This is a genomic window from Mesorhizobium sp. PL10 (genome assembly GCF_053714315.1).
The window spans coordinates 209,462-231,821 of sequence record NZ_JBSKBR010000009.1 but is presented as its reverse complement, the minus strand read 5'-3'; the positions used below and the strand labels follow the sequence as shown (position 1 = coordinate 231,821).

General features: G+C 63.0%; 22 protein-coding genes. 11 read left to right on the top strand and 11 right to left on the bottom strand.

The window, feature by feature from the left end:
* Positions 1-115 precede the first annotated feature (115 nt).
* From ACWGTO_RS17035 to ACWGTO_RS17025, 3 genes are read left to right on the top strand one after another with little or no spacing between them, the layout of a single operon-like run.
* Positions 116-721 (top strand): TRAP transporter small permease subunit, encoded by a 606-nt coding sequence (locus tag ACWGTO_RS17035; protein WP_454575980.1) that lies wholly within the window; start codon positions 116-118, stop codon positions 719-721.
* A complete protein-coding gene (locus tag ACWGTO_RS17030; protein WP_454575979.1) occupies positions 718-2,496 on the top strand; it encodes a TRAP transporter large permease subunit in 1,779 nt (592 codons plus the stop codon). Before ACWGTO_RS17035 ends, ACWGTO_RS17030 begins: the two co-directional genes overlap by 4 nt.
* A 19-nt stretch (positions 2,497-2,515) precedes the next feature.
* Entirely contained in the window at positions 2,516-3,544 is a 1,029-nt protein-coding gene (locus tag ACWGTO_RS17025; protein WP_454575978.1) for a zinc-dependent alcohol dehydrogenase family protein, read from the top strand.
* 82 nt (positions 3,545-3,626) lie between these two features.
* Here the strand turns inward: ACWGTO_RS17025 and ACWGTO_RS17020 are convergent, their stop codons facing one another.
* Positions 3,627-4,736 (bottom strand): TRAP transporter substrate-binding protein, encoded by a 1,110-nt coding sequence (locus ACWGTO_RS17020; protein WP_454575977.1) that lies wholly within the window; start codon positions 4,734-4,736, stop codon positions 3,627-3,629.
* A gap of 292 nt (positions 4,737-5,028) precedes the next feature.
* On the opposite strand from ACWGTO_RS17020, the gene ACWGTO_RS17015 reads away from it, so the two are divergent.
* Positions 5,029-5,802 carry a gamma-glutamyl-gamma-aminobutyrate hydrolase family protein gene (locus ACWGTO_RS17015; RefSeq protein WP_454575976.1) on the top strand — a complete coding sequence of 258 codons (774 nt, stop codon included), beginning with the start codon at positions 5,029-5,031 and terminating at the stop codon, positions 5,800-5,802.
* A gap of 10 nt (positions 5,803-5,812) precedes the next feature.
* Here the strand turns inward: ACWGTO_RS17015 and ACWGTO_RS17010 are convergent, their stop codons facing one another.
* The 5 genes from ACWGTO_RS17010 to ACWGTO_RS16990 form a co-directional block, all read right to left on the bottom strand.
* Positions 5,813-6,223, bottom strand: coding sequence for a hypothetical protein (locus ACWGTO_RS17010; protein ID WP_454575975.1), 411 nt, complete (start codon positions 6,221-6,223; stop codon positions 5,813-5,815).
* 90 nt (positions 6,224-6,313) lie between these two features.
* A complete protein-coding gene (locus ACWGTO_RS17005; RefSeq protein WP_454575974.1) occupies positions 6,314-7,297 on the bottom strand; it encodes a 2-hydroxyacid dehydrogenase in 984 nt (327 codons plus the stop codon).
* On the bottom strand, positions 7,294-8,316 hold the full coding sequence (locus tag ACWGTO_RS17000; protein WP_454576025.1) for a LacI family DNA-binding transcriptional regulator: 1,023 nt from the start codon (positions 8,314-8,316) through the stop codon (positions 7,294-7,296). The genes ACWGTO_RS17005 and ACWGTO_RS17000 overlap by 4 nt, the downstream gene beginning before the upstream one ends.
* 65 nt (positions 8,317-8,381) lie before the next feature.
* Complete coding sequence (locus ACWGTO_RS16995) at positions 8,382-9,266, bottom strand: DMT family transporter (protein WP_454575973.1); 885 nt, start codon at positions 9,264-9,266, stop codon at positions 8,382-8,384.
* Positions 9,267-9,596: 330 nt separating this feature from the next.
* Positions 9,597-10,004 (bottom strand): DUF2000 family protein, encoded by a 408-nt coding sequence (locus tag ACWGTO_RS16990; protein WP_454575972.1) that lies wholly within the window; start codon positions 10,002-10,004, stop codon positions 9,597-9,599.
* Between the two features lie 47 nt (positions 10,005-10,051).
* On the opposite strand from ACWGTO_RS16990, the gene ACWGTO_RS16985 reads away from it, so the two are divergent.
* Positions 10,052-10,912 (top strand): AraC family transcriptional regulator, encoded by an 861-nt coding sequence (locus ACWGTO_RS16985; protein WP_454575971.1) that lies wholly within the window; start codon positions 10,052-10,054, stop codon positions 10,910-10,912.
* Positions 10,913-10,922: 10 nt separating this feature from the next.
* On the opposite strand, the gene ACWGTO_RS16980 is transcribed toward ACWGTO_RS16985, so the two are convergent.
* Positions 10,923-11,393, bottom strand: coding sequence for a MarR family winged helix-turn-helix transcriptional regulator (locus ACWGTO_RS16980; protein WP_454575970.1), 471 nt, complete (start codon positions 11,391-11,393; stop codon positions 10,923-10,925).
* Positions 11,394-11,814: 421 nt separating this feature from the next.
* Here ACWGTO_RS16980 and ACWGTO_RS16975 point away from each other — a divergent pair, with 421 nt between their 5' ends.
* Positions 11,815-12,879 carry a CobW family GTP-binding protein gene (locus ACWGTO_RS16975; protein ID WP_454575969.1) on the top strand — a complete coding sequence of 355 codons (1,065 nt, stop codon included), beginning with the start codon at positions 11,815-11,817 and terminating at the stop codon, positions 12,877-12,879.
* 251 nt (positions 12,880-13,130) lie between these two features.
* Entirely contained in the window at positions 13,131-14,105 is a 975-nt protein-coding gene (locus ACWGTO_RS16970) for a WD40 repeat domain-containing protein (RefSeq protein WP_454575968.1), read from the top strand.
* 3 nt (positions 14,106-14,108) lie between these two features.
* Here ACWGTO_RS16970 and ACWGTO_RS16965 read toward each other — a convergent pair whose 3' ends face one another.
* Entirely contained in the window at positions 14,109-14,561 is a 453-nt protein-coding gene (locus tag ACWGTO_RS16965) for a hypothetical protein (protein ID WP_454575967.1), read from the bottom strand.
* Between the two features lie 156 nt (positions 14,562-14,717).
* Here ACWGTO_RS16965 and ACWGTO_RS16960 point away from each other — a divergent pair, with 156 nt between their 5' ends.
* The 4 genes from ACWGTO_RS16960 to ACWGTO_RS16945 all read left to right on the top strand — a co-directional run bounded on the left by ACWGTO_RS16960 (position 14,718) and on the right by ACWGTO_RS16945 (position 19,203).
* Positions 14,718-16,100, top strand: a complete 1,383-nt coding sequence (locus ACWGTO_RS16960) for an aspartate aminotransferase family protein (protein ID WP_454575966.1) — start codon at positions 14,718-14,720, stop codon at positions 16,098-16,100.
* A 77-nt stretch (positions 16,101-16,177) separates the two neighbouring features.
* Positions 16,178-17,563: a glutamine synthetase family protein gene (locus tag ACWGTO_RS16955; protein ID WP_454575965.1), complete on the top strand. Its 1,386-nt coding sequence runs from the start codon at positions 16,178-16,180 to the stop codon at positions 17,561-17,563.
* A gap of 165 nt (positions 17,564-17,728) precedes the next feature.
* Positions 17,729-18,421, top strand: coding sequence for a molybdate ABC transporter substrate-binding protein (locus ACWGTO_RS16950; protein WP_454575964.1), 693 nt, complete (start codon positions 17,729-17,731; stop codon positions 18,419-18,421).
* Between the two features lie 110 nt (positions 18,422-18,531).
* Positions 18,532-19,203, top strand: a complete 672-nt coding sequence (locus ACWGTO_RS16945) for a UdgX family uracil-DNA binding protein (RefSeq protein WP_454575963.1) — start codon at positions 18,532-18,534, stop codon at positions 19,201-19,203.
* Positions 19,204-19,212: 9 nt separating this feature from the next.
* Here the strand turns inward: ACWGTO_RS16945 and ACWGTO_RS16940 are convergent, their stop codons facing one another.
* Genes ACWGTO_RS16940 through guaD form a run of 3 tightly spaced genes read right to left on the bottom strand, consistent with a single transcriptional unit; the run spans position 19,213 to position 22,359 of the window.
* Positions 19,213-20,487 carry a glycerate kinase type-2 family protein gene (locus ACWGTO_RS16940; protein WP_454575962.1) on the bottom strand — a complete coding sequence of 425 codons (1,275 nt, stop codon included), beginning with the start codon at positions 20,485-20,487 and terminating at the stop codon, positions 19,213-19,215.
* Positions 20,484-20,987, bottom strand: coding sequence for a heme-degrading domain-containing protein (locus tag ACWGTO_RS16935; protein WP_454575961.1), 504 nt, complete (start codon positions 20,985-20,987; stop codon positions 20,484-20,486). The genes ACWGTO_RS16940 and ACWGTO_RS16935 overlap by 4 nt, the downstream gene beginning before the upstream one ends.
* A gap of 52 nt (positions 20,988-21,039) precedes the next feature.
* Positions 21,040-22,359, bottom strand: coding sequence for a guanine deaminase (gene guaD / locus ACWGTO_RS16930; protein ID WP_454575960.1), 1,320 nt, complete (start codon positions 22,357-22,359; stop codon positions 21,040-21,042).
* Between the last annotated feature and the right edge of the window lies 1 nt (position 22,360).

Here is a 22,360-nt window from a genome sequence, read left to right as displayed (position 1 = left end):
TGATCGCGCCTATGCCATGTTGACCAGCCGAACCACGCGCGGCATACCGTTGGGCCACAGCGGCGCGACGGAAAACAAGGGGAGCCGGCGCGCCTTCGACACCAGGGAGGAATGCATGGCAGGGCTGCTGGCTCTATCCAGAACGATTGACCGTGTGAACGAGTTCATCGGCAGGTGGATATCCTGGCTCATTCTGGTGTCGATCATGGTCAGCGCCGCGAATGCCGTCATTCGCAAGGTGTTCGACACATCGTCGAATGCCTGGCTGGAGCTGCAGTGGTATCTGTTCGGCGCCGCCTTCATGCTGGCCGCCGCCTACACGCTGAAGCAGAACGACCATATCCGCATCGACATCGTCTACGGCATGTTCTCACGCCGTGTACAGCACTGGATCGACCTTCTCGGTCATATCTTCTTCCTGATGCCGTTCGTGACGCTGATGGTGATCTATTTCGTGCCTTACGTGTCGCTGTCGTTCCGCAACGGCGAAATGTCGAACAATTCCGGTGGGCTGATCATCTGGCCGGCCAAGGCGATCTTGCTTGTCGGCTTCTTCCTGCTGGCGTTGCAAGGCATCTCCGAGATTATCAAGAAGATCGCCATCATGCGTGGCGACATGGACGATCCCAACCCGTTCATATCGGTGCATGAGCAGGCGGAGCTCGAGGCGAAAGCCCTCGCCGAAGAAGCCAAGGCGCTCGCCCAGGAGGCGCGTCCATGATCGAGTTCATCGCCCAGAATATGGCGCCGATCATGTTCGCTTCTTTGGTCATCTTCCTGTTGATCGGCTATCCCGTGGCGTTTTCGCTGGCCGCCAACGGCCTGATGTTCTTCGGCATCGGCGTGCTTCTGTCGCCCTATTCGGGCGGCTCGATCAATCTGGCCTGGCCGCTGCTGCACGCGCTGCCCGACAATTTCTACGGCAGCCGGGTGATGTCCAACGACACGCTGCTGGCGATCCCGTTCTTCACCTTCATGGGCATTGTGCTCGAGCGATCCGGGATGGCCGAGGACCTGCTCGACACGATCGGCCAGTTGTTCGGGCCGATCCGTGGCGGCCTTGCCTATGCGGTGATCTTCGTCGGCGCGCTGCTGGCGGCCACCACCGGCGTCGTGGCGGCGTCTGTCATCGCCATGGGTCTGATCTCGCTGCCGATCATGCTGCGCTACGGCTATGACCGGCGCGTGGCTTCGGGTGTGATTGCCGCCTCGGGCACGCTCGCCCAGATCATCCCCCCCTCGCTGGTGCTGATCGTGCTCGCCGACCAGCTTGGACGGTCGGTCGGCGACATGTATGCCGGCGCGCTGATCCCGGGCCTGGTCCTGACGGGGCTCTACACGCTCTACATCCTGATCGTGTCGATCGTCCGGCCGCACTCGATGCCGGCGCTGCCGCTGGCGGCCCGCACGCTCGGCCACGGCGTGCTGTCGCTGCTGGCGGCGCTGCTGGTGACGGTGGCTGTCTCCTACGCCGCCTACCGCTATCTCGCGCCGGCGCATGGCGACAATGCCGATATCCTCGGCGCCAGCGTCGGCGTGATCCTGATCTACGTTGTGGCGATCGCCGACAAGGGCCTGAACATCAACATGATGTCCAGATTGGCGCAGCAGGTGATCATCGTATTGATCCCGCCGCTGGCGCTGATCTTCCTGGTGCTGGGCACCATTTTCCTCGGCATCGCCACCCCGACCGAAGGCGGCGCCATGGGCGCGGTTGGCGCCCTTGCCATGGCCGCGATGAAGGGGCGGCTGTCGCTGGATGTCATCAAGCAGGCACTGGCCTCGACAACGAGGCTGTCGTCCTTCGTGCTGTTCATCCTGATCGGCGCGCGGGTGTTCTCGCTCACCTTCTACGGCGTCAACGGCCACGTCTGGGTCGAGCATTTGTTGACATCGCTGCCAGGTGGCGAGGTCGGCTTCCTGATTGGGGTCAACATCCTGGTCTTCGTGCTCGCCTTCTTCCTCGATTTCTTCGAGCTCGCCTTCATCATCGTGCCGCTTTTGGCGCCCGCCGCCGACAAGCTCGGCATCGACCTGATCTGGTTCGGGGTACTGCTCGGGGTCAACATGCAGACCTCCTTCATGCACCCGCCTTTCGGCTTCGCGCTGTTCTACCTGCGCTCGGTCGCCGCCCGCGTGCCCTATCTCGACCGCCTCACTGGCAAGCAGATCGCGCCGGTCACCACCGGCCAGATCTATTGGGGTGCGGTGCCCTTTGTCTGCATCCAGGTGATCATGATCGGGCTGACCATCACCTTCCCGCAAATGGTCATGCGCTACAAGGGTGCCGCCGTCGACCCAGGCACGATCGAGATCAAATTGCCGGACATGCCAGGCCTTGCGCCTCTCGGCACGCCACCGCCGGCCGATGGCGGCGCATCACCCGCGGCGCCACCTTCGAACGATCTGTCGCAGCCACCGAACTTCGGCGAGACGCCGCCGGTCAACCCGGCGCCGCCGGCGACGGATCTGTCCAAGCCGCCGAGTTTCAACTGATGCCGAACCGGATAAAGCGATGAGAGCCGTGCGTCTGGAAGCCGTGGGCAGCATTGCGCTACGGGAAGTGGAAAAGCCCGTTGCGGGACCGCAGGATATTCTGGTGCGCATCGAAGCCTGCGGTGTTTGCGGCACCGACCGTCACCTCCTCCACGGCGAATTCCCTTCGAGCCCGCCGGTGACACTTGGTCACGAATTCTGCGGCATCGTCGAGGCCGTCGGAGAAGCGGTCTCCGGCATCGCCGTCGGCGACCGCGTCACCGGCGACCCCAATATCTCCTGCGGGCGCTGCAGCCATTGCCGGGCCGGCCGCGTCAATTTGTGCGGCAATCTCAGGGCCATCGGCATACATCGCGATGGCGGCTTCGCCGACTATGTCGTGATGCCGCAGAGCCAGGCTTTCCTTCTACCTGCGAACCTCAAGCCAACGCATGGCGCCTTCTGCGAGCCGCTGGCGTGCTGCCTGCACGCCGTCGATCTCGCCGGCATCAGGCCCGGCGCTTCGGTGGTGGTGCTCGGTGGCGGTGTCATCGGCCTGCTCACCGTGCAATTGGCCAAGCTCGCAGGAGCGTCGACAATCATCCTGTCGACGCGGCAGGCCTCCCGCCGGGCGCTCGCCGAAGAACTCGGCGCAACGGCGACGGTCGATCCGAGTACCGTTGATCCGGTCAAGGCCATTGCCGGGCCAGCCGGCCTTGTGCCCGGTGGGGTCGAGGTGGTGCTCGAATGTGCCGGTGTCCCAGAAACCGTCGAGCAATCGACGCGGCTGGCGAAGTCGGGCGGCACGGTCGTGATTGTCGGCGTGATGCCGCAAGGCGAGAAGGTGCCCTTCGAACCGTTCGATCTCCTGTTTCGCGAACTGAAGATTCTTGGCTCGTTTATCAACCCGTTCACCCACAGGCGGGCAGCGGATCTTGTCGCGTCCGGTGCCATCGAGATCGACAAGCTCATTTCCAGACAGGTGGGCCTCGAGGAAGCCCCCTCGGTGATCTCCAATCCGGCAGCGCCCGGCGAGGTCAAGGTGCTGGTGGTGCCGGGCAAGGGCTGAAGCACTCTGCGTCAGACCACGCCAGGCAAAGAAAAACCCCGGGCGGAGCCGTCCGGGGTTTCCTTGAACGTGGCGAGTGCGCCTACAGCTTGCCGTTGCGCTGCTGGACCATCATGAAGGTGTCGTAATTGTACTCGGCAACCTGCGCCCACAGATAGTGCTCCTTGCGGAAGCCCTTGATCGAGTCCCAGATCTTCTTGAACGGCGCGTTGGAGGCCTCCATCTCGGTATAGACCTCATTGGCCTTCTCGAAACAGGCAGCCATGATCTCCGGGGTAAACGGGCGCAATTTCGCGCCGCCGGCCACCAGCCGCTTCACCGCCGCAGGATTGAGGAAGTCGTATTTCTGCAGCATGTTGGCATCCGCCGCCTGGGCGGCGGTGTGCACCAGCGACTTGTAGGCCGGCGAAAGCTCTTCGTATTTCGCCTTGTTGAACAACAGATGGACGGTCGGGCCGCCTTCCCACCAGCCGGGATAGTAGTAGTAGGGCGCGACCTTGTAGAAGCCGAGCTTCTCGTCGTCATAGGGCCCGACCCATTCGGCGGCGTCGATCGTGCCCTTTTCCAGCGCCGGATAGATGTCGCCACCGGCGATCTGCTGCGGCACGACGCCGAGCTTCGAGACAACTTTGCCGGCAAAGCCACCGATGCGCATCTTGAGGCCGGAAAGGTCGGCGACGGTGTTGATCTCCTTGCGGAACCAGCCGCCCATCTGCACGCCGGTGTTGCCGCCCGGCAGGCCGAACAGCCCTTGCGTGGCGAGAAACTCGTTGAACAGGTCGATACCGCCGCCATGGTAGTGCCAGGCATTCATGCCGCGCGCATTGAGCGAGAACGGCACCGCCGCACCCAGCGCCCATGTCGGGTCCTTGCCCCAATAATAGTATGACACCGTATGACAGGCCTCGACGGTGCCGGCGGTGGTCGCGTCGGCTGCCTGCAGGCCGGGCACGAGCTCACCGGAGGCGAAGACCTGGACCTGGAAATTGCCGTCGGTCGCTTCCGACAGCATCTTGGAGAAGACTTCCGCGCCGCCATAGATCGTATCGAGCGACTTGGGGAAGGATGACGCCAACCGCCATGTCACCTTCGGATTGGACTGGGCGATTGCCGGCGCGGCAAGCGTGGCGGCAGCTGCCACGGCGCCCACGCCGGTGACCCCGGCCTTGCGGATGAATGAACGACGATCCATGCAGTTCCTCCCTATTGGACCAACAAACCGATATCGGGGACATCTGTCACCCGGTATCGGTTTGCCCGAAACAATACACGGGCAAGGGGTCGAGTCCAGCATGGCGGGGAGATTTGAAGGCGGCACTGGCGACAAATCCGTGAGGCGGGCGCCCGGCCTGCAACTATAGTCTAACGTTTATTGCGTGGCCCATGCGAGACAACGAAACTTGCCATGGAAAAGCGCCTTCGGATCGCCTATTTTGCAGGCACAACAGCTATTCGCTTCGCCTCAAAGGGAATCCGGACCCAAAATGCACCAGCCGCTCGTCGCCATATCGACCGACGTCCGTCAGTTCGACAACTACACCTGGCATGCCGCCCCGCAGCAATATATCGAGGCGGCACTTTCCGGCGCCGGCGTGTTCCCGCTCTTGGTGCCGTCCTTCGGCGACCGGCTCGATTTCGACGAATTGCTGTCGTCGGTCGACGGCGTCATGGTCACCGGCTCGAAGTCCAACGTGCATCCCTCGCTCTACGGCGGCGACGCCAGCGAGGCCAACGGCCCCTACGATCCAGCCCGCGATTCCACCACGCTGCCGCTGATCCGCAAGGCGATCGAGCGCGGCGTGCCGCTGCTTGCCATCTGCCGCGGCATCCAGGAATTGAATGTGGCGCTGGGCGGTACGCTTGGCACCGAGATCCAGGAGCGCGAGGGCTCGCTCGACCACCGCGCGCCGGTGAGCGACAACCAGGACGAGCGTTTTGCCATTCACCAGACGATTTCGATCAAGGCCGGCAGTTGCCTGGCCGGTGTGTTCGGCGCCGGCGAGATGAAGGTCAACTCACTGCACCGCCAGGCGATCGACCGGCTCGGCTCAAAGCTGCAGATCGAAGCCGTCGCCGATGACGGCACGGTCGAGGCGGTTTCGGTGAAGGACGCCCGCGCCTTCGCCGTCGGTGTGCAGTGGCACCCCGAATACTGGGTCAAGTCGGACAGCAACTCGGCCAGGATTTTCCGCGCTTTCGGCGATGCGGTGCGCCTGCATGCTGCGGCGAAAGCCGGCGCGCGGGCAGCGGCCGAGTAAATCCCGACGATCAATTGCCGGCGGATTGATCCCGGTCATCGGTTGTCGCCAGCGAAAGCAGCGGCGTGGCAGGCGCGTAGGATTCGTAGCCATCGCCATCGGCAACCGAGAAAGTGACGATCGGGTCGATGCCGTCGGCGCTGAAGGCGACCGTGCCGTCCTGCTCCTCGCGCCAGAATTTCGCCCGCTCGATGCCGGGCAGCAGCCGGCGGCAATTCGGCGCCACCGCCAACAGCGACAGGCCATCATTGATCGCGGCGCCGCGGGTAACCGCGCAGTCACCTTCGTCGCCATTGGCGACCAGCCTGAAACTGGTGGATGGCGTGATCTCGTCGGCAGCGCTTTGGCCACCGCTACCGTGAAACAGCTGAACGCCGCCGAACAAAACAGCGGCAGCAATCAATGCGGAAAGTCTCTTCATTCTGGTATTCATCCACGCATACGCACTGGATGAATAATCATTTCGAAGGGTTAAGCCGACGTTAACAAATGTGGCCGGCGCGCCCCGGCGTTAACCGGTCGCCTTCACATTCACCGTCTCGGGCACCGGGGTCAGCGGCCGGCGTTCGCTGAACCAGGACACCAGATTGTCGACGCACAGATCCGCCATGGCGCGGCGCGTGTGGTGCGAGGCCGAACCGACATGCGGCAGCAGCGAGGTGTTGGGCGCTTCGAGCAAGGCCTTGGGCACATTCGGTTCGTCGGCAAAGACATCGAGCCCGGCGGCGGCGATCGTGCCGTTGGCAAGGGCTGCAGCGAGTGCCGGCTCATCGACCGTGCTGCCGCGGCCGATGTTGACGAAGACGCCATTGGCGCCGAGCGCTGCCAGGATTTCGGCATTGACCGCCTTTTCGGTCGAAGCGCCGCCCGGCACCACCGAAATCAGCGTATCGACCGCTTCGGCAAGGCCCTTCAGCGTCGGGTGGTATTGGTAGGCGAGATCTTCAATCTTGCGCCGGTTGTGGTAGGCGACCGGCAGCCCGAAGGCTTCCAGCCGGCGTGCAATGGCCAAGCCGATGCGGCCCATGCCGAAAATGCCGACATGGCGGCCGCGCAAGGTCAGCCGGCTCAGCGGATAGTTGCCCTTCTTCACCCAGCTGCCGTCGCGCAGCCATTTCTCGGCCGTGTACAACTCACGCACGGTGTTGAGCAAAAGGCCTATCGTGGTGTCGGCGACCTCTTCCGTCAAAACATCCGGGGTGTTGGTGACCATGATGTTTTTCTTGGCCGCATGGACGGCATCGACGGAATCATAGCCGACGCCGAAGGAGGCGATGAGTTCGAGATTGGGCAATGCATCCATCATCGCCGCATCGACGCCGGCGAAGGAAGCAATGGCGCGCACCGTCCGGCGCATTTCGTCGGTGACCAGCGCCGCATCGGCGCGTTCGATCCTGACGCGATTGAAGGTCCGGTCGATACGATCGACCGCATGGTCGTTGAAACGCCCCGGCACCAGAACGGCGACCGAGTGCAGCTGCTCAGGCCTGGTCATGCACGCTCCACCGGCTTGCCGGTCGACTGGCGCACATGCAGTTCCGGCTTGATCAGTTCCTGTGACGGCCGTACCGCCTGTCCGTTCAACTTGTCGAGCAACGCGCTGGCGGCGCGGCGGCCCACCTCGCGCTGGCCATTCCAGACTGTGGTGAGCGCCGGTGTCGCGATGGCCGCCTCCTCGAGATCGTCATAGCCGGTGACCGAGATGTCGGCGCCCGGCACCAGGCCGGCGCGGGCAATGCCGTTCATCAGCCCGATGGCAACCAGATCATTCCAGCAGCAGGCGGCGGTTGGCTTGTCTTTCAGCGCCAAAAACTGTCCAGCCGCCTCGAATCCGCCCTGCTTTGTGCGCGGACCGGGAATGCGCCAGGACGGCCTGACTTCCAGTCCGGCGGCTTCCATGGCGTTGAGATAGCCCTGGTAGCGGTCGCGCCCGGTCGAAGTCTGGTCGGTGCCGCCGATCATGGCGATGCGCTTGTGGCCGAGCGAGATCAAATGATTGGTGGCAAGTCCTGTGCCATAGGCATCGTCGCCGCGGAACACCGGCACGTCGGCGCCTTCGACGGTGCGCGCGATCAGCACCGCCGGCAGGCCGTTCTCCTCGGCCATGACGATGTCGGAAGCCGGTGTGCCGATGGCGGGCGACATGATGACGCCGTCGGCGCCGAGCTGCAGCAGCGTGTCGATGAAGGTGCGTTGCTTTTCCAGCTGGTCGTAATGGTTGGACAGGATGAAGGTCTGCCGGCTGCGGTCGAGCTCGCTCTCGATCGAGCGCAATATCTCGGCAAAGAACGGGTTCATGATGTCGTGGACGACGACCCCGACAATGCCCGAGCGCGAGGTGCGCAGCGAGGCGGCACGGCGATTGTAGATATAGCCGATGGCGCGGGCGTGTTCCTTGATGCGGTCGCGCGTGCTGCCTGCGACCAGCGGGCTGTCGCGCAAGGCGAGGGAGACCGTGGCCGTGGACACGCCAAGCGCATCCGCGATCGTCGAAAGCTTGATCTTCTGTGCCAGCCCTTCGCTCCCCGAGTTTTTTAAATTTTTTAAATGCGGCGTTATGCCATCGGATTCGGAGCAAATCAAAGTTTTTTCGCCAGCGCCTCCGCCTCAACGTCGACAGTAGTCCTGTTATGCAGCCGCAGACGATGCTCGCGATGGATGATGTAGAGGCCGCTGGCGACGATGATGGCAGCCCCCACCAGCGTCCAGCGGTCGGGGAATTGGTGGAAGATGATCCAGCCGGACAGTATCATCCAGACCATCTGCGAATAGGGGTATGGCGCCAGCGCCGTGGTGGTCGCCAGGCGGTAGGCCTGCACCAGAAGCCAGTGGCCGCCGGCGCCGAACACGCCCAGCATCATCAGGATGAACCAGTGCCAGCCATCCTGCGGCAGCTGATGTGAGAACGGCAGCATGGGCAGAAGCAGCACGGCCGGCGCGAGTGCTGAAAACAGGATCAGGCTCTCCGAGCTTTCGCTGGCCGACATGCGCCGCGTCATGATGACGTAAAAGGAGTTCGACAGCATCGAGCCGAGCGCAAAGAGATGGCCGACGCCGAAAACGCCGACGCCCGGCCTTGTGATGACCAGCACGCCGACAAAGCCCGACAGGATCGCCAGCCAGCGCCGCCAGCCGGCCCATTCGCCAAGCAGCGGGCCGGCAAGGGCGGTTATCACCATCGGGCCGAAGAAGTAGATCGAGGTGGTCTCGGCCAGCTGCAGGGTTTTGAGCGCCATGACGTTGCACATGGTCGAGCCGAACAGCAGACCGCCGCGCAGGATATGGGCGGGCAGGTTGTTGGCGCGGAAACGCGACGGCTCGCGCCAGCCGCGCAGAAAGATGCCGACGAGCAGGACATGGACGGTGAAGCGGGCCCAGGCGACGATCAGCGCCGAGATGCCGGCCAGCACCAGATATTTGCTCGAGGTGTCGAGAAAGGTGAAAAACACATAGGTCGAAAGCATGAACAGCATCGCCGCAGGCGGCGTTGCGCTTTCGTCTGATTTTGCGGAAACGTTCAATGTCAGGCCGGGCAGGGAGGATGGCCGCCTACCTTTGCGGCAATCGCCTGTGCCCGGCAAGTCAAAAGCGACTGGCACAACAGGCGCAGGGTACAGGCTCAGAACATCAGACCCAATTTGCCCACGCATCAGGGTGTGTTGAGATTCAGGTCAGGCTGAGCCGAAAATAGTGGGTTTCGAGAACCGGAACGGAGCGTACTTTTCGTACGCGAGTACTGGAAGCGCAGATATCAGCCATTTGCAGGCCAGCCTCACCTGAACATCGACACACCCCTAGGCATGCATGCGGGCGCCCTTGGTGATCTTGTCGACCAGCTTTTTGTCGGCGCGCAGCGCAATACCGACGATCCTGGCGTCTTCAGGCGAAAACTCGGCGAAGACGGCGCGGTTGGCCGCATCGAAGCCGGTGGCAAACATCTCCTCGACATAGGCTGACGTCGCCACGCTGCGCTCCAGCGCCCGCCGGTGGATGGCATTGAGCGTTGGCCCATCGGCCGAAAGCACGATGACAGGCTGGATCGACAGCGGATTATAGAGATTGCCGGCGCGGTCGCGGTAGGGCTCGCCGATGATGTCGGGGAATTGCGCGACGATGCCGCTGGTCAGGAATGCGGTGACGTTGAGCTTCTGCCAGACGGCGAGATCGTCGCGCAGCACGATTGCAAATTTTGTATCGAACACCAAAATCAAGACTCCGGGAGCAAGCCCATGAAGGGCAGGGACAGGCGATGGCGCAGGGTATAGACGGTGAGGCGGCACAGGGTCTTGAACGTTCGTGCGCGGACGATCGCATCGTCTCGGCGCCCGGCAGCACCGGCATTGAGCGCATAGAAGCGCATTTCCACGGCAACGCCTTCGACCTCCATCGCCATGATACGCTTGCCGTTGGCGTGACGCTTTCCGGTGTGCAGCGCTTCCACTATCGGGGCGCCGTCAACCACAGCCTGCCCGGACAGGTAATCGTGCTGCATCCTGACGAAGTGCACGATGGCGGCGCCGGCACCGAGGACGGCTTGCGCTACCGGATCCTCTATCTGGAGCCGTCGCTGCTGCTCGACTGCCTCGACGGCGCGCCGCTGCCTTTTGTCAGGGATGCGGTGGTGAGCGACCCTGCCTTGCGTGGCACGCTGCTTTCGGCGCTGTCGCCCCTCGACGAGGGACTGGACGAGTTGTTCGTTACGGATTTCGTTGCCGAACTGGCGCAGCATCTGGGGCGCCATGGCGGACAGAAGGCAAAGACGATGGGAAAGACGGCTTGGCGCGCCGCGGCGCTGGCACGCGGCTATCTCGAGGAGAATGCCGAGCGGCCCGTCCGTTCCGATGAGCTGGAAGCCATCACCGGGCTCGACCGTTATGCGCTGTCACGGCATTTCCGCGCGACCTATTCCACCAGCCCGCATCGTTTCCTGTTGATGCGCCGGCTCCAAAAGGCAAGGCGGATGATCGAGATCGGCGAGCCGCTGGCCGAGATCGCGGTTGGCGCCGGCTTCAGCGACCAGAGCCATTTCAACAGACATTTCAAGAAAGCATTCGGCCTGACGCCCGGGCGCTGGTCGGCGCTGGTGCGCGGACCTTCGGTGGCGGCCTAGGTCAGGATGATCAATCGTCGATGTCGGTCTCGTCGTCGACGAGCACCAGTTCTTCGTTCGACAGATTGGCCTCGATGCGGGCGAGCAGCTTGAACAGCGCCTTCTGCTCTTTCTTGTCGAGGCCCTTCAAGGCCTGCTTTTCCGTCTTCTTCACCGATTTCTCGATGGCGTGGATGATTTCGCGGCCGGTATCGGTGAGGAAAATATGCGCCTGGCGGGCATCCGCCGAGGAGGCGCGCTTTTCCAGGAAACCCTGCGCCTGAAGCCGGTTGATGGTCTTGGTGATGGTCGGCGGGCGCACGCCGAGGCGGCCGGCGAGATTGCCGGGCGTCTGGCCGTCCTCGCGGTCGAGCGTCAACATGATCTGGTCCTGGCCGGCATAGAAGCCGTGCGCCAGAAGCCGCGCCGCCAGCGCGGTCCTTGCCAGCCTTGCCGCCGAATGCAGCCGGCTCATCGTTGCAGTCTTGTCCGCCTTGGCCATGGTGATCCCTCTTCGGCCGTACCGGTGCGTGCAGCATAGACGCAGCCGGCCGGTTGGCAATCGACGATCAAAAAGATTCCGGCTTTCGAAACAGCTTTGCCGGCAAGCATTTGTGGTGCCCACCGTGGTGATGCCAGATGTTTATTTCAGTTAGATGACAAACAAGTTTCCGCCAAGGCGATTGCAACGGTTTGGCGCGGCGCGGCTCCGAACAGGTCGACGACGAGGTGTTTCAGGCGACGCCTTGGACGGTCCGCATCCCTCGCACGGGTGATATTTCGGTCCACCCATTCGCTTGTCACCCCTGGGTCAAACGCCCAGGCGGTTTGCCCCGTGCAAAAGGCCGGCGCACATCCTATATCAGGCCGACAATCCCTTCTTGCGGCCGGAATTTCACGGCCCAGCCATTTCGAGGCAAGACATGAGCGATGCACAGACGACGCAAATCCCCGTGACCGTTCTCACCGGTTACCTCGGCGCAGGCAAGACGACGCTGCTCAACCGCATCCTGTCGGAGAACCACGGCAAGCGTTATGCCGTCATCGTCAATGAATTCGGCGAGATCGGCATCGACAACGAGCTGATCGTGGAATCCGACGAGGAAATCTACGAAATGAACAATGGTTGCGTCTGCTGCACGGTGCGCGGCGACCTGATCCGCGTCGTCGAAGGCCTGATGCGCCGCCCCGGCCGTTTCGACGCCATCGTCGTCGAGACCACGGGTCTGGCCGACCCCGTGCCGGTGGCGCAGACCTTCTTCATGGACGACGACGTGCGCTCCAAGACCAAGCTCGACGCGGTGGTTGCGCTGGTCGACGCCAAGCATCTGCCGCTTCGGCTCAAGGATTCCAGGGAGGCCGAGGACCAGATCGCCTTCGCCGATGTCGTCGTGCTCAACAAGAGCGATCTGGTGACGCCGGAAGAACTTGCCAAGGTCGAAGCGACCATCCGCGCCATCAACCCGGCGGCCAGGATCCACCGCACCACGCGCGCTGGTGTGGCGCTGTCCGAAGTGCTCGACCGCGGCGCCTTCGATCTGACCCGCGCGCTGGAGAACGACCCGCATTTCCTCGAAGCGCACGATCATGACCACGACCACCATGATCACGACCACGATCACCACCACCACGATCATGACGGCCACGATCATCACCACCATGATCACGCGCACCCCTCCGACATCCATGACGTGACGGTCCAGTCGGTGTCGCTGCGGGGCGGCGAGATGGACCCGAAGAAATTCTTCCCGTGGATCGAGAAGATCACCCAGATGGAAGGCCCCAACATCCTGCGGCTGAAAGGCATCATCGCACTCAAGGGCGACGACGAGCGTTATGTCATCCAGGGCGTGCACATGATCATTGAAGGCGACCATCAGCGCGCCTGGAAGGACGGCGAGAAGCATGAGAGCCGGCTGGTCTTCATCGGCCGAGAGCTCGATGCCGAGCGGCTGAAGAAGAGTTTTGACGCCTGCCAGGCGGCTTGATTTCCAAGCCTTATAGAGCTAGCGCTGCCGCTTCTTTCCTTCTCCCCTTGTGGGAGAAGGTGGCCTCGCGAAGCGAAGTCGGATGAGGGGTGCTCCAGCTTGGCACCGACGGCGATCCTTCGCCCACCCCTCAACCGTCTCGGCGCTGCGCGCCGATCCACCTTCTCCCACAAGGGGAGAAGGTTGGCGCCACACCTGGCCGCGCTGGCCGCCTTCAGGGGGTGGCGACAAACTTCATTGGAACGGTTCTGATGCCCACTGTTGCCCCTCTCGACCTCGATGGCCATTGCGTTGCCGCCGTCTTTCTCGACAACGTGCCGCATTTTGCGCTGGCCGATGGCGCCATTCATCGGCTCGACAATGGCCACAAGACTGTGCAGGCCAATGATGGATTGCTGGCAGCCTTCCACGATGTGGCAAACGATCGGCTGATCACCGGCGGCGAGGACGGCAAGATTTTTACCGTTACCGCAGGTGGCAATGTCAGCGAACTGGCGAGCGCCGGCAAGAAATGGATCACCAGCGTCGCCGCCGGTCCGCAAGGCGCCATCGCCTATGCCACGGGCAAGACCGCCTTCGTGCGCTTCGCCGACGGCAGGACCAAAGAGTTTGTCCATCCGCGTTCGGTCGAGGGGCTGGCCTTTTCGCCCAAGGGCATGCGCTTTGGCGTCGCCCGCTACAATGGCGCGACGCTGCATTTTCCGGCCGCCGAGGGCAAGCCGGTAGAGCTCGAATGGGCCGGCGCCCACACCGGCATCACCTTTTCGCCGGATGGCGCCTTCCTCGTCACCACCATGCAGGAAAACGCGCTGCATGGCTGGAAGCTGGCCGACGGCAAGCACATGCGCATGACCGGCTACCCCGGCAAGGTCAAAAGTCTGTCATGGAGCGTCAAAGGCAAATGGCTGGCGAGTTCCGGCGCGCCGGCGGCGATCGTCTGGCCGTTTTCCGGCAAGGACGGGCCGATGGGCAAGGCACCCCTGGAACTCGGCACCCGCGGCAATGCGATGGTCACCTGCGTTGCCTGTCACCCGAGCCAGGATGTGGCGGCGATAGGCTATGACGACGGCATGGTGATGGCGGTGCGCTTTGCCGATGCCAGGGAAGTGCTGCTGCGCCGGCAAGGCAAGGGCGCCATCACATCGATGATGTGGGACAAGGAAGAGCGCCGCATCGCCTTCGGCAGCGCCGCGGGCGATTGCGGCGTCATCGACATCTCTGCTTAAGCCTTATTCGGCCCCGCACGACACCTTGCCGGTCAAGGTCTTGGGCTTGCCGTCCTTTTCTGTATCGGCCGCGGCATCATATATGGCGAGCGTGTAGCGGCCGAAATATTCGCCTTCGTCGCGAGCCTTGGTGAGGATCGTCAGTTCCACCGAGTTGATGGCGTCTTTCACCTCCGTCTCGTGGTAGATGTTCAGCCGCAATTCCTTGTCGTCGAGCCAGTACTGCGTCAGGTTGGAATCCTCGAACGATGTCTTGTGAAGGCTGTCGCCTTCCGGCCTGCCGACAATTTCGAGATCGCCGCGAAAATTGAAGGTCGGTCCACCCATGCCGGTGGTGACGCCGGCGCCGACCTCGAATTTTACCGCCTTGCCGTCAACGGAACACCATACGCCACCCGATGCGAAGGCCGTACCAGCCGATAGCAGAAGCATTGCCGTTGAAACGATTGCCCGCATTTTCTCCCTCCAGAACCACAAGCCAACCGCATTGGCACCGGGCTTTGCGTCAAGGTCAAGGCCGGCCTGGTGCCGCTGACCCAATGCAGGGCGACCCGGCGGCCAATTGCGGTTTGAGACGCCGATTGGCTAGAGTGCCCGGCGAGAGGGATCTTCATGCAGTCAACCGACCATTCCAGCCCATCGACCGGCGGCATCAGCGCTGCCCGCATCGCCGCATTGCGGACGAGCGAGGCGGAAGCCTTCCGCAAGGCGCGGCCGAAATCCGCGGCCAAGGTTGGCAATGGCCTGCCGGGCTTCTTCGGCGGCGTGCCGATGCACTGGATGAACGACTGGCCGACGCCGTTCCCGATCCTGGTCGACAAAGCCAAGGGCGCCACCATCACCGACATTGACGGTATTAGGCTCGACGATTTCTGCCTCGGCGACACGGGCTCGATGTTCGGCCATTCGCCGCCGCCGGTGGCGCGTGCCATCCGCCGCCAGGCAGGGCGCGGGCTGACATATATGCTGCCTTCGGAAGATGCGCTGGCCATCGGGCCGCTGCTCATGCAGCGCTTCGGCCTGCCGTTCTGGCAGATCGCCACCACCGCCACCGACGCCAACCGCTTCGCGCTGCGGGTTGCCCGCGCCGTCACCGGCCGAGAAAAGATACTGGTGTTCAATGGCTGCTATCACGGCTCGGTCGACGAGACGATGGTGCGGCTGGTCGACGGCAGGCCGGTCAACCGGCCGGGACTGGCGGGCGAATTTCGCGACCTGACCAGGACGGCGAAGGTCATCGAATTCAACGATGTCGCAGCGCTGGAAGCGGCGCTCAAGGACAAGGATGTCGCCTGCGTCATCGCCGAGCCGGTGCTGACCAATTCCTGCATGGTGCTGCCGGATCGCGGTTTTCACGATGCGTTGCGCAAGCTGACACGGGCGGCCGGCACGCTGCTTTTGATCGACGAGACCCACACCATCTCCACTGGCCCCGGCGGGTACACCGGAAAGTTCGGGCTGGAGCCCGACCTGTTCGTGCTAGGCAAGCCGATCGCCGGCGGCGTGCCGGCGAGCGTGTGGGGGATGAGCGATGAGGTCGCGAGCCGCTACGCCGACTACAACAGAAGCAAGGAACGGGGTTATTCCGGCATGGGCACGACACTGTCGGCCAATCCGCTGCAGTTCGCGGCCATGCGCGCCACGCTGGAACACGTGATGACCAGTGAGAACTATGACCGGATGGACCGTTTGGCGCTGCGCCTCGACGCCGGGCTGACCGGGGTCATCGACCGCTACAATCTGCCCTGGCACGTCGCCCGTGTAGGCGCTCGAGTCGAGTTCATCTGCTCGCCCGGCCCGCTGCGCAATGGGGCCGAAGCCGAAACTGCGCACGCGCCGGAACTCGAAGCGGCGGTCCATGTCGCGCTGGTCAACCAGGGCGTGCTGATCGCGCCTTTCCACAACATGATGCTTATCTCGCCGGCCACCACCGGCGCCCAAGTCAACCGGCTGATCACCGCCTTTGCCACAGTTGCGGCAAGGCTGACGGCATGAGACAAGCGACTGAATGGACGGCGACTGAACGGGCGGCTACCGAACGGACCGCCAAGGAAACCTTGAGTACAGTAATCATGACTTCACCTTCGGGCTCGACGCCCGCCGAGGCGCAAACCTTTCTTGACGCCCATCCTGAAATCGAAGCTTTCGACATCGTGCTGACCGACGCCAATGGCGTCGGCCGCGGCAAGATCGTGCGCCGGCATGAGCTGAAAAGCATTTTCGAGGGCGGCCGCCATATGCCGATCTCGATCCTCGGCCTCGACATCACCGGCGAGGATGTGCACGAGACCGGGCTGATCTGGACCACCGGCGACGGCGACCTCAGGGCATGGCCAATCCCCGGTACGCTGGTGCCGCTCTACGGCACCAGCCCACCGCGCGGCCAGCTGCTGATGGCGATGTACCATCTCGACGGACAACCAATGTCTTCGGACCCGCGGCTGGCGCTGGCCAGGCAGGTCGACATATTGGCAGCCAAGGGCCTCTATCCCGCCGGCGCCTTCGAGCTCGAATTCTTCCTGCTCGCCAATGAGCGTGATGCCGACGGCAAGGTAAAGCCGGCGGACGCCGTGCTCGACGGCCGCCGCTCGGCCAAGACCGAGGTCTATTCGGTCGACCATCTTCACGGCATGGAGCCGCTGTTTTCCGACATCTATGCCGCGGCCAAGGCGCAAGGCATTCCGGCCGAGACGGTGATTTCCGAATATGCGCCCGGCCAGTACGAATTGACGCTGAACTACCGCAAGGACGTGATGCGGGCGGCCGACGATCTGGTGATGCTGAAGCGGCTGGTGCGGGCGCAGGCGCGCCGCCACGGTGTAACCGCCTGCTTCATGGCCAAGCCAATCGAAAAATACGCCGGCTCCGGCATGCATTTCCATGTCTCGCTGCAGGACAAGAACGGCCGAAACGTCTTTGCCGAGGCCGGCGGGGAAAGCTGGTCGCTGCCGCTGCTGCAAGGGCTCGGCGGTCTGATCCAGACCATGGCCGAATCGATGCTGGTGTTTGCGCCGCATGCCAATTCCTGGCGGCGCTTCGTCTCGCAATCCTATGCGCCGGTGGCGCCGACATGGGGCGTCAACAACCGTTCGGTGGCGCTGCGCGTGCCGGCGGGTGACGCGAAGAACCGGCGCATCGAACATCGGCCGTCGGGCGTCGATGCTAACCCGTATCTGATCGCGGCGACGGTGCTGGCCGGCATCGTCAAGGGACTTAATGAAGGTCTCGACCCCGGTCCGGAGACGACTGGTAATGGCTATGAAGCAGCCGTCACGCGCACGACCATGCCGGTCGACTGGCGCGCCGCGATCGAGGCGGCCCGGGCGTCGAGCTTCCTGAAAGAGGCGCTGGGCGAGGATCTGCACCGCACCTTCGTGGCGATCAAGCAGTCTGAATATCTGCGCGTCGCCCGCACTGTCAGCGAGCTCGACTACCACCTCTATCTGCACGAAGTGTGAGAGCGTGCATTCCCGACGAGGACTCTGGCGTGATGCATCGGGTGTCGACTTTGTTCGGAAGCCGGCACGATGGGACGCTGGCCATGGAATGAACAGCCAGCCGTGGAAGCAGGCTTAGATACGCATTATAGGGGGAGGTCGTTCCGACCGATTTCAGGTTAGGCCATGAATCAGGAAATTCGGCTTTTCGGGGCCATTGCGGTCCGACCCGCAGTCCTTGCCCTCATATCCCAGTTCGAAACGGCTGCAGGATTCACAGTTGCGACCGAATGGGACCTCAATCCGATAGTAAAAAAGCGGATTGAGGCCGGGGAGCGTTTTGACCTCGTTATCATCAATCCGAACCTGGTTCTGGATCTCATCGCCTTGGGAAAGGTCAAGGCGGGGAGTCAGGTAGCATTTGGCCGGATCGCAATGGGGGTAGCGGCCAGGGCAGACAGTCGACCGCTCAACATTCGGTCCGTGGAAGCATTCGAACACGCACTGAAGAGCGCCAGATCAATCGCCTACGCCAGTGAAGGAACCAGCGGTGGTTATTTCTCCGGTTTGCTGGAACGCTTGGGAATAGCGGATGAGGTTAAGCCCAAGCTGGTGGCCATAGCAGGAGGGCAGACGGCGCTGGCCGTGGGCCGTGGGGAAGCCGAGTTGGGCGTCGTTCCGGTGACTTCGATTCTCGCCGCCGCACCCGAGGTCACGCTCGTCGGTCAGTTTCCGGCAGAACTCCAAAGTTACATTGACTTCGCCATTGGCATCAGCGCCGATCCAATTGACACAGAAGCCGCCAGGCAGCTGTCGGAATTTCTGATATCGACAGCCGTTGATGACGTCTTGGCGGCAAAGGGCGTCGAGCGTCGCTAAAAGTGTGCTTGATAAGCGGTGATCGGCTCACGGAATCGCTTCTCGAACACGCTCTGAAAGGAACCATAGTCCGCCCGCTCCATTTCATAATCGAATGGACGAGGCAAAGGATGGTCACCTTCAACCTTCAACATCGGGCAAAGCCGCCGGTTGGGCGCGGTTTCGATGACATCGGACCGATGTCGCACCAGGACACTTCGATCGCGGAGTTGCGCGAGGCGGCAATAGGCTGCCGCCGCTGCCCGCTCTGGCGCGACGCGACACAGACCGTGTTCGGCGAGGGGCCTGACAATGCCAGGGTGGTCTTCGTCGGCGAACAGCCGGGCGACCAGGAGGACCTCGCCGGCAAACCTTTCGTCGGGCCGGCGGGCAAGGTGTTCGATGCGATTCTGGACGACGCCGGTGTCGACCGGCATAAAGTCTACGTCACAAATGCCGTAAAGCATTTCAAATTCGAACCGCGCGGCAAGCGCCGCATCCACTCCAAGCCGAATGCCGGTGAGGTGCAGGCCTGCCGCTGGTGGATGGACAGGGAGTTGGACCTGATCAAGCCGGACCTTGCGGTGGCACTTGGCGCAACGGCGGCGCTGTCGCTGCTGGGCAAGGCGATCCCGGTGACGAAAATGCGCGGTGAGGTGATCGAACGCGAGGATGGTTTGCGCGTGTTCATCACCATCCATCCATCCTTCATACTGCGCATCCACGAGCCGGCAGACAAGGAAGCCGAGCGCGAACGGTTCTTGCAGGATATGAAGCAGGTGAAGCGGCTGATGGCGGCTTGAGCGGTTCGCCTATCTGATCAGGATTGCTCTGAGATCATTCACATTCGTGCCCGTAGGTCCGGGCACAAATAGATCTCCGACGGCATTGAACGCCGTCCAGGCATTGTTTCCCGCAAGCATCGCCTTGGCGTCGACGGCGGCTGAAAGCATGCGCGACACCGTCGAACCATCGGCGAAGGCGCCGGCATTGTCTTCCGAGCCGTCAATGCCGTCGGTGTCGGCGGCCAGGGCATGGATATTGTCCGCACCGCTGATGCCAATGGCGAAAGCCAGCAGGAATTCCGAGTTGCGGCCGCCCTTGCCCCTTTTCCCGTCAATGGGGGCGCGCAAAGTGACCGTTGTCTCGCCGCCCGACAGGATCAGCACTGGCTTCTGGAATGGCCGGTTGCGCGTCGCCACCTCGCGCGCAATGGCGGCATGCACGCCACCCACCTCGCGTGCTTCGCCCTCGATGGAATCGGAGAGGATGACGGCTTCGATGCCTTGGCGTTTTGCCTCCGCCGCTGCTGCTTCCAGCGACACGCCGGCAGAAGCGATCAGATGCACTTCATTGCGTGAAAAGCGCTCATCCCCAGGACTTGGCGCATCGGCGGTCGGCGAATTGATATGCGCCATGACGGCTTCGGGCAGTTTCATGCCGTAGGCCGCAATCGAGGCCAGCGCATCTGCGCGACTGCCGGTGTCCGGCACAGTCGGACCGGAGGCGACCAAAGCTGGATTATCGCCGGGAATGTCGGAGACCACCAGCGACACCACTTTGGCCGGCCAGGCGGCCGCGGCCAGCCGGCCGCCCTTGATGGTCGAGACATGCTTGCGAATGGTGTTCATCGCGGCAATCGGCGCGCCGGAAGCAAGCAGCGCCTCGTTGACGGCGATCTCGTCCGCCAGCGTCAGGCCGGCTGCAGGCGATGGCAACAGAGCCGAGCCGCCACCCGATATCAGCGCCACGACCAGATCGTCAGCCGTCAGCCCCTGCACCTTCTCAAGCAGTCGCCGCGAGGCCTCAAGCCCGGCCGCGTCCGGCACCGGATGCGCCGCTTCGACGATCTCGATGCGCTCGCATTTGGCGCCATAGCCATAGCGGGTGACGACCAGCCCTTCGATCGGCCCATCCCACACCTTTTCAAAGGCTGCCGCCATCTGTGCCGAGCCTTTGCCGGCGCCGATAACGATCGTGCGGCCCTTGGGCTTCGCCGGCAGATGATCCTGGATCGTCCGCTCCGGGTCGGCGGCGGCGACGGCGGCATTGAAGATCGAGATGAGGAAAGGCTTGGGATCGGTCATTTTGTTTCCGGCGGCAAAGCCAGTTTACGCGGGTCGACGCCCAGATGGGCGCAGATCGCCTCGACGACGACACCATGGTCCTCGCGTTCGGGCAGACCGGAGACCGTAATCGCACCGATGACGCCGGCCCCCTTCACACTTATCGGAAAGCCCCCGCCGGCCAGCACATAGTCGGCGATGTCCAGACCTTCGCCGATCTTGAAGGTGCGGTCCGGCCGCTGCTGTTCCAACACCAGACGGTAGGTGCTTTTGAGGTAACGCTTGACCACGTTGATCTTGCGCCGCGCCCAGTCGGGGTTGGAGGCGTTCGAACCCGGCATCGCGGCATAAAACAGAGGGCGATCCCACAGCCTGATGTCGACGATGATGGGCATGACCTCAGCCAGCGCCCGCTCACGGATCGCCGCGCCTATCTTAAAGGCGACGGCCTCGTCGAAGGTCGCGAAGACCAGCGTCTCTTCCTGTTTCTGGATCAGCGCGATGTCGTCCGCAGCGGCCATGGTGTTCCCTGTCAAATGTCGCCGCACGGTTTGACCGATGGCTGCCGTCGGGTCAAGCCTGACTGGTCATGTCGCTCTTGGCCGGCCGCCCCGCGACATAGACTTCGCGCACAGCGCGGTCATCGCCCAGCGTCTGCAGCAGGAACAATTCCTCGGCCAGCGTCTGCACAGTCTCCATCCGAAGCCGCATCGCCGGCGTCGCCCGGGCATCGAGCACGGTGATGTCGGCATCGGTGCCTTGATCCAGCGTGCCGACCTTGTCCGCCACCGACAGCGCCTCGGCATTGCCGCGCGTTATCTGCCAGAAGGACTGGAACGGGTTCAGCTTCTCGCCATTCAGCGCGATCACCTTGTAGCCTTCGTCCATGGTGCGCAGCATCGAGTAATTGGTGCCGCCGCCGACATCGGTGGCCGCCGCGATGCGCAGCGCCTTGTCGCGGCGGCGGAAGCGCTGGTAGTCGAACAGGCCGGAGCCGAGGAACAGGTTCGAGGTCGGGCAGAACACCGCCACCGAGCCTGAGTCCGACAGTGCATCCGCTTCGCGCTCCGACAGATGGATGCAGTGGCCGAACAGGCTCTTTGGTCCCAACAACCCGTACTGCTCGTAGACGTCGGTATAATCGCGCGCCTGCGGATAGAGCTTTTGCGTGAAAGCGATCTCGGCGTGGTTTTCCGACAGATGCGTCTGCATGTGCAAATCGGGATGTTCACGACACAGCGCACCGGACATCTCGAGCTGTTCGGGCGAGGAGGTGATGGCGAAGCGCGGCGTGATCGCATAATGCTGCCGGCCTTTGCCATGCCATTCCGCGATCAGCGCCTTGGTGTCGTCGTAACCCGATTGCGGCGTGTCGAGCACGCCTGCCGGCGCGTTGCGGTCCATCATCACCTTGCCGGCGATGTTGAGCATGTTGCGGTCGTGCGATTCGGCAAAGAAAGCCTCGGCGGAGGCCTTGTGCACCGAACAATAGGCGGCGACCGTCGTCGTGCCATGGCGCACCATCTCGTCCAGGAACAGCCGCGCTATGCGGCGGCCATGCTGGGCGTTGGCGAACTTTGTCTCTTCTGGAAACGTATAGGTGTTCAGCCAGTCGAGCAGCTCGGCGCCATAAGAGGCGATGACCTGCATCTGCGGGAAATGCACATGCGCGTCGATGAAGCCCGGCAACAGCAGATGCGGCCGGTGGTCGATCTTCCTTACGCCCTCGCCGGCCTCCCTTTCGACATCGGCGTAGGCGCCGGCGGCAACGATTCGGCCATCGCGGATCAGCAGGCCGCCATCCTCCTCATAGCGCCAGGCGGCATGGTCGTCTGTGGTTTCGGGCCAGCGCAAAAAGCTCAGCGTGCGGCCGCGCAGAAGTGTGGAAGTCATG